The sequence below is a fragment of the Rhodococcus sp. 7Tela_A2 genome, from assembly GCF_049311045.1.
Lineage (GTDB): Bacteria > Actinomycetota > Actinomycetes > Mycobacteriales > Mycobacteriaceae > Rhodococcus.
Map to the genome: position 1 here is coordinate 50,714 of NZ_JAXION010000012.1, position 6,101 is coordinate 56,814.

At 66.6% G+C, this 6,101-nt stretch carries 8 protein-coding genes; 3 read left to right on the forward strand and 5 right to left on the reverse strand.

The window, feature by feature from the left end:
• Position 1 precedes the first annotated feature (1 nt).
• On the forward strand, positions 2-481 hold the full coding sequence (locus TVH25_RS04215; protein WP_169621775.1) for a universal stress protein: 480 nt from the start codon (positions 2-4) through the stop codon (positions 479-481).
• Here the strand turns inward: TVH25_RS04215 and TVH25_RS04220 are convergent.
• The 4 genes from TVH25_RS04220 to TVH25_RS04235 all read right to left on the reverse strand — a co-directional run bounded on the left by TVH25_RS04220 (position 378) and on the right by TVH25_RS04235 (position 2,778).
• Positions 378-1,136 (reverse strand): DUF6670 family protein, encoded by a 759-nt coding sequence (locus tag TVH25_RS04220; RefSeq protein WP_422423428.1) that lies wholly within the window; start codon positions 1,134-1,136, stop codon positions 378-380. The genes TVH25_RS04215 and TVH25_RS04220 overlap by 104 nt on opposite strands.
• A gap of 33 nt (positions 1,137-1,169) precedes the next feature.
• Positions 1,170-1,526: a hypothetical protein gene (locus tag TVH25_RS04225; protein ID WP_422423427.1), complete on the reverse strand. Its 357-nt coding sequence runs from the start codon at positions 1,524-1,526 to the stop codon at positions 1,170-1,172.
• Between the two features lie 35 nt (positions 1,527-1,561).
• Complete coding sequence (locus TVH25_RS04230) at positions 1,562-2,086, reverse strand: DinB family protein (protein WP_296550802.1); 525 nt, start codon at positions 2,084-2,086, stop codon at positions 1,562-1,564.
• Positions 2,087-2,292: 206 nt separating this feature from the next.
• A complete protein-coding gene (locus TVH25_RS04235; RefSeq protein WP_296550801.1) occupies positions 2,293-2,778 on the reverse strand; it encodes a hypothetical protein in 486 nt (161 codons plus the stop codon).
• Positions 2,779-2,884: 106 nt separating this feature from the next.
• Here TVH25_RS04235 and TVH25_RS04240 point away from each other — a divergent pair, with 106 nt between their 5' ends.
• The gene (locus TVH25_RS04240; RefSeq protein WP_296550800.1) at positions 2,885-3,238 is read left to right on the forward strand and encodes a protease inhibitor I42 family protein; all 354 of its coding nucleotides are present in this window, start codon (positions 2,885-2,887) and stop codon (positions 3,236-3,238) included.
• On the opposite strand, the gene TVH25_RS04245 is transcribed toward TVH25_RS04240, so the two are convergent.
• Complete coding sequence (locus TVH25_RS04245) at positions 3,196-4,110, reverse strand: neutral zinc metallopeptidase (protein WP_240952456.1); 915 nt, start codon at positions 4,108-4,110, stop codon at positions 3,196-3,198. The genes TVH25_RS04240 and TVH25_RS04245 overlap by 43 nt on opposite strands.
• Positions 4,111-4,250: 140 nt before the next feature.
• On the opposite strand from TVH25_RS04245, the gene aspS reads away from it, so the two are divergent.
• Entirely contained in the window at positions 4,251-6,047 is a 1,797-nt protein-coding gene (gene aspS / locus TVH25_RS04250) for an aspartate--tRNA ligase (RefSeq protein WP_169621780.1), read from the forward strand.
• Positions 6,048-6,101 lie beyond the last annotated feature (54 nt).

Genomic DNA, 6,101 nt, shown 5'->3' on the forward strand with positions numbered 1-6,101 from the left:
GATGACCTCGAGCAACGAGTCTCCGCGAGTGGTGGTGGGAGTCGACGGGTCCGAATCGTCGATCAATGCTCTCCGATGGGCAGCGCGACTCGCGTCCGGCCTCGGCGCGGGCATCGACGCCGTAACTGCGTGGGAGCTTCCGAACACCTACGGATTCGTGGCGTATCCCGAGGACTACCGCCCCGACGTGGACGCGGCGAGCGTGCTCGGGACGGCTCTGACCGATGCGTTCGGAGAGAACCGTCCACCGGGTCTACGCGAGCGCGTCGCCAAAGGGAATCCGGCTCAGGTCCTGACCGAGGCGAGCCACGACGCAACCATGGTCGTGGTGGGCAGCAGGGGACACGGGGGATTCGCCGGACTGCTACTCGGTTCGGTCAGTTCGTATGTCGCCGAACATGCGGCGTGTCCCGTACTGGTGATTCGGCGAGGCGCCCGCGGCCTGGAAGAGCCCGTCGATCCGGCGACCGCCGATCGATGAACTCGAAATAACCTCGTCCGGAGACCTCGGCTCCTCGCCACACCGCCCTGTATGCGAACCCGGTGACGAATCCGCTGCCGAGACCGAACGTGAACTCGGTATCCATGGTCGCGTGCAGATCCAGCCACGCGTGTCCGTCGGCGTCCACGACGACGAATCGGGTCTCGGCCGGTACCTGCATCGGGACTCCGTACGGCGTCGGTTCGGGTGAGTCACGCAGTCGCACCACCTCGAACGAGACGTTCTCGAAACGGGTGCCGTACCTGTCGCGGGACCGGTGCAGCGCGGTGGTCATGAACGGGACTCCGCCGAGGGAGTACCGGCTCAGCAGGATCTGGTTGTCGGCATCGAGATTGACGATCTGGTACACGAAGTAGTCGAGCGGTGCCTTGAGTGCCGCGGGTAGTGGACGGTCGCGCAAGAGATACGGGCTGGGGCAGGCCCCGTATTCGAAGGAACACAACCCGTTCACCTCCGCGGTGGTCCCGCGATGGGTGATCGTCCCGTCGTACTCGGTCAGTAGCCCGAAATGCTTGTAGACCGGGTTGCGGAAGAACCACGACACCTTGTCGGTATTGGTGAGGCGCAAAGCGATATCGACGCCGCCGAGTCGACCGGCAAGCCGGTACTCCGGGTAGCTGCCGGTCAGCGTCAGGTCGTCACCGAACCCGACGAGTGAGCCGGCCCGTTAGGCAACGAAGGTGTCGCCGAATGCATAGTTGCCGAAGTGCGCGGGATGGGACGCCGCGGTCCCGGCCACCAGCGCCGCGTTGCGGCGAGGACTCCCGGCGATCGCGTCGTCGTTGTCGAATGCGACGGATCCCGTCGCGCCCACCAGGGACATCATCGAGAAGAACCGGTGCGGCTCCGGAAGATCCGGAATCATGACTCCGAAATGTGTCCATCCGTACCGGCGGGACCGCAGATGCGGCAGGAGGATTTCCGGTTCCGAGAAGGGTTGTCCGTCCGATGATTCGGCCGAATCGGCGATGCGGAGTGCAGAGCGCAGAATGCTCCGGATACCGGTGGACGCGATGCGATGCATGGCCGGGATACTGCCACGTGGATGAACGGGCAGCGTCAGGACACTGCGGCTCGCAGCAACCGCAACTGGCCGATTTCTGCGACGTTCTTCATCAACTCGGCGTCCACCCACGCGATCATGTGGGCGACGGTCTTGTCGGGGTCGTCCGGCCACGGGAACGGCGCGGGGGCGTCGAGATCGGCGTCACCGAGGGTGTCCAACAGGGCCGTCCACTCGTCGCGCAGGCCACGCAGCCAAGCGATCGCCGACGCACCGTCGCCCGGCCACCGGATCTCGGTGCGCTCGCGGGGAGTCCGGCCACGGGCATGGTCGATCGTCACCGACCACCACCAGCCCAGGTGCCAGGTGAGCCAGCCGATCGTCGGTACCGGCGCGGGGTCGGGCTCGGATTCGTCGAAGTCCGATACCCATTCGCCGTCGTCGCCGCGGCGCACCGACCAGCACAGCGGCGCGGGTTCCCACAGGAAGTCGCCGGGTTGCAACTGTCCGAGGTGCAGTTCGAACAGCGACCAGGTGAGGTCGAACTGCCAGCGCAGCACATCGAGTCGGGGCGAGGACATCGGCTCATCGTAGGGTGGCCGCGGTCCGTGGCGCAGCACCCGACCCGCGAAAGTGAGGCCGGCGACCGAAGCGGCGAAGTCCATCCCGGGGATTTTCCCAGGGGGCGGACCGCCGGTTCGGTCGCCGGGCACGATTGCCGGTCTCGCTCAGGCACGTCCGTGCGCGCCGATCACAGACCGGATCCGGAAAGTCCTGTGATGGGGGATCACCAGGGAAGGGTGTCGGGTGTGCTCGTGGCGGGGGCGTCGAGAAGCTTGTCGAGCCACAGCACCGCTTCGACGAGCATCTCGAGACGGCTCATCCAGTCCATGCCCAATCCGACGGGACCCAGTTTCACACGCGCTTCGGAAGCGCCACCGGCGAGCACGTCGGCGACGGCCCTCATGACGCTCGATTCAGGTTCTTCGAGGCTGCTGAGGTCGACCTCTGCGCCGCCCGTGGTGCGGATCGTGAGAGCGACACCCTCGTCGCCGCGTAGTCCCGGTCCGAGCTTGCTCACCAGAACGTCCGCGATGCTGCTGACGACCCACCGGTAGACGCCGTTGTAGGGAGGCGGGTGCGAATCGGTGCTCGAGATGAGCGCGCCGACGGCCTCGGTCAGTTCGTTGTAGGCCTTGCCGTCCGCGAGGGCGAGCAGATACCCGCCGACCTCCGCGTCCGTACGTGTGATGCCGAGTGATTCGTCGTTCATCTCGGTCGGGTGCCCGCGAGAGTGCGTTGCCACACATCCGGTTCGGGAACCGGTAGTACTCGCGAGAACAGTGGTCTGCGTCACAAGGACCTCGTACGCTGAGATCATGAAGCACATCAGCACCGGCCCGCACGATGTGACCGTCGATGTCGGGGACATGGTCGAACTGCACTTGAAGGAGAACACTTCCCGCGACTACTGCTGGTTCACCAACCGGGTGGGTGCGGGGCTGGTGCTGCACGACGTCCGGTGCGTGCCCTCCGAAAATCCGTTTCCCGGGGCGTCGATCGACCGGATCTTCTACCTCAAGGCACGGCGTCCCGGGCGCTGGCCGGTGTCGCTGCGCATGCGGCGGCTGGCCGACCTCGACGCCGATCGCGCACAGATGACGGTGACGGTGCGCAACGGCGTCTCCGGTCAGCGCAGCGCGTCCGGAGAATCCAAGTCGCGCGCCGAGTAGGTGTCGCACGCGTCGACCTGTCCGGTGCGGTAACCGGCGAGGAACCATTTCTGGCGCTGCTCCGACGAACCGTGGGTCCACGCTTCGGGGTTGACGCGACCCGACGCGGCGGACTGGATCCGATCGTCACCCACAGCCGACGCCGCCGACAGGGCGTCGCGGATGTCGGTGTCGCTGAGCGGCGACAGGAACGGCTGCCCGGTGTTCGGATCCGGCATCGTGTCCGCGTAGTACGCCCATACCCCTGCGTAGCAGTCGGCCTGCAATTCGGTGCGCACCGCACCGGACTCCGGCCCGCGCGGGTCTGCCTGCGCACGTCCGAGGTCACCGAGCTGGTTCTGGATGTGATGCCCGACTTCGTGTGCGACCACGTACTCCTGCGCGAGTGGTCCGGCACTGGCGCCGAAGCGGGTGACGAGGTCGTCGAAGAAACTGGTGTCGAAATATGCCGTCTCATCGGCCGGGCAGTAGAAGGGGCCGATATCGCTGGTGGCATTGCCGCAGCCTGTCGAGGTCGCGCCGGCGAAGAGCACGACCTCGGGTTGCACGTACGGCACTCCGGTCTGCTGAGCGAGATTCTCATCCCACACGAGATCGAGGCTCCCCACCGTGCCCACGATGCGGCAGTCGACCTTCGCGTTGAAGTCGGCGCCCGTCTCGCATCCTTCGACGGTGCCGCCTGCCCCGTACCCGGTGGACTCGCCGGGGTCGCCGGAGCCGAGCAGCGACCCGGGATCTCCACCGAACAGCAGCGCGAGGATCAGGATCAGGATGCCGCCGGTGCCGCCGCCGAGCGCGATCTTGCCGCCGCGTCCGCCGCCCCCGGTACGGACTCGGCCCGGGTTCATCCGTGCGCCCTCGTTGAAGGTCATCGCATCGCTCTCTCGTCGCAGTGCCCAGAAGTCGCACAAGCTTGTCACGAGGCGATTCGGCATGCGTGTGCCCGCCCTGTTCTTGTCTTTCGTAGGATTACACCCGACGAACCCGTCGCTGTCGTTTCGAAAGGACTTCCGTGCTGCGCACCCATCTCGCCGGCTCGTTGCGAGCCGAGCACGCCGAGCAGACTGTCACCCTCACCGGTTGGGTCGCTCGGCGCCGCGACCACGGCGGGGTCATCTTCATCGACCTGCGCGATGCGTCGGGGGTGGCGCAGGTGGTCTTCCGCGACCCGGGAGTGCTCGAACAGGCGCACCGTCTGCGCGCCGAATACTGCGTCAAGGTAACCGGCGTGGTCGAGATGCGGCCCGAGGGAAACCAGAACTTCGAGATTCCCACCGGCGCCATCGAGGTCAATGCCACCGAACTCGAGGTGCTGAACGAGTCCGCTCCGCTGCCGTTCCAGCTCGACGACCAGGCAGGCGAGGAAGCCCGCCTCAAGTACCGCTACCTCGACCTGCGACGGGAAGGCCCGGGCAAGGCCATCCGGCTGCGCAGCAAGGTCAACGCCGCCGCACGGGCAGTGCTGGCCCAGCACGAGTTCGTCGAGGTCGAGACCCCCACGCTGACGCGCTCCACGCCCGAGGGCGCCCGTGACTTCCTGGTACCCGCCCGCCTGCAGCCCGGGAACTTCTACGCACTGCCGCAGTCCCCGCAGCTGTTCAAGCAGCTGCTCATGGTCGGCGGCATCGAGCGGTACTACCAGATCGCCCGCTGTTACCGCGACGAAGATTTCCGTGCGGACCGGCAGCCCGAGTTCACCCAGCTCGACATCGAGATGGCGTTCGTGACGCAGGACGATGTCATCCTGCTCGCCGAAGACGTGCTAGAAGCACTGTGGCGTCTCGTCGGCTACGAGATCCGGACGCCGATCCCGCGGATGACGTACGCGGATGCGATGCGTCGTTTCGGGTCGGACAAGCCCGACCTTCGATTCGGGATCGAACTGGTCGAGTGCAAGGAATTCTTCAAGGACACCACCTTCCGGGTCTTCCAGGCCGAGTACGTCGGTGCGGTCGTCATGGAAGGTGGCGCGAGCCAGCCGCGACGCCAGCTCGACGCGTGGCAGGAATGGGCCAAGCAGCGCGGGGCCAAGGGTCTGGCGTACGTGCTGGTGGGGGAGGACGGGGAACTCACCGGTCCGGTTGCCAAGAACCTCACCGACACCGAGCGCGCCGGACTCGCGGCACACGTGGGCGCGAAGCCGGGCGATTGCATCTTCTTCGCCGCCGGCGCCACCAAGCCGATGCGTGCACTCCTCGGCGCGGCACGCGGGGAGATCGCCCGCAAGCTCGACCTGATCGATCCGAACGCGTGGGCGTTCGTGTGGATCGTCGACGCGCCGCTGTTCGAACCGGCCGCAGACGCGACGGCGAGCGGCGATGTGGCACTGGGGCATTCGGCGTGGACGGCGGTGCACCACGCCTTCACCTCGCCCAAGCCCGAATTCATGGACACGTTCGACACCGACCCCGGATCGGCGCTTGCGTACGCGTACGACATCGTGTGCAACGGCAACGAGATCGGCGGCGGTTCGATCCGTATCCACCGTCCCGACATCCAGGAACGCGTGTTCAAGGTGATGGGCATCTCGGAGGAGGAGGCGAACGAGAAGTTCGGCTTCCTTCTCGACGCGTTCAAGTACGGCGCGCCCCCGCACGGCGGCATCGCCTTCGGCTGGGATCGCATCACCGCTCTGCTCGCCGGGATGGATTCGATCCGCGAGGTCATTGCGTTCCCGAAGTCGGGTGGGGGAGTCGATCCGCTCACGGACGCTCCGGGGCCCATCACTCCGGAGCAGCGTAAGGAGTCGGGTATCGATTACAAGCCCGAACCCGAGGCGGACAAGGCTGCACCTCCCGCCAAGAGCTGATTCGGCTACCGGCTGATCCGGCTGGGTCGAGGCCGCACGTCCTGAGGGGCGTGC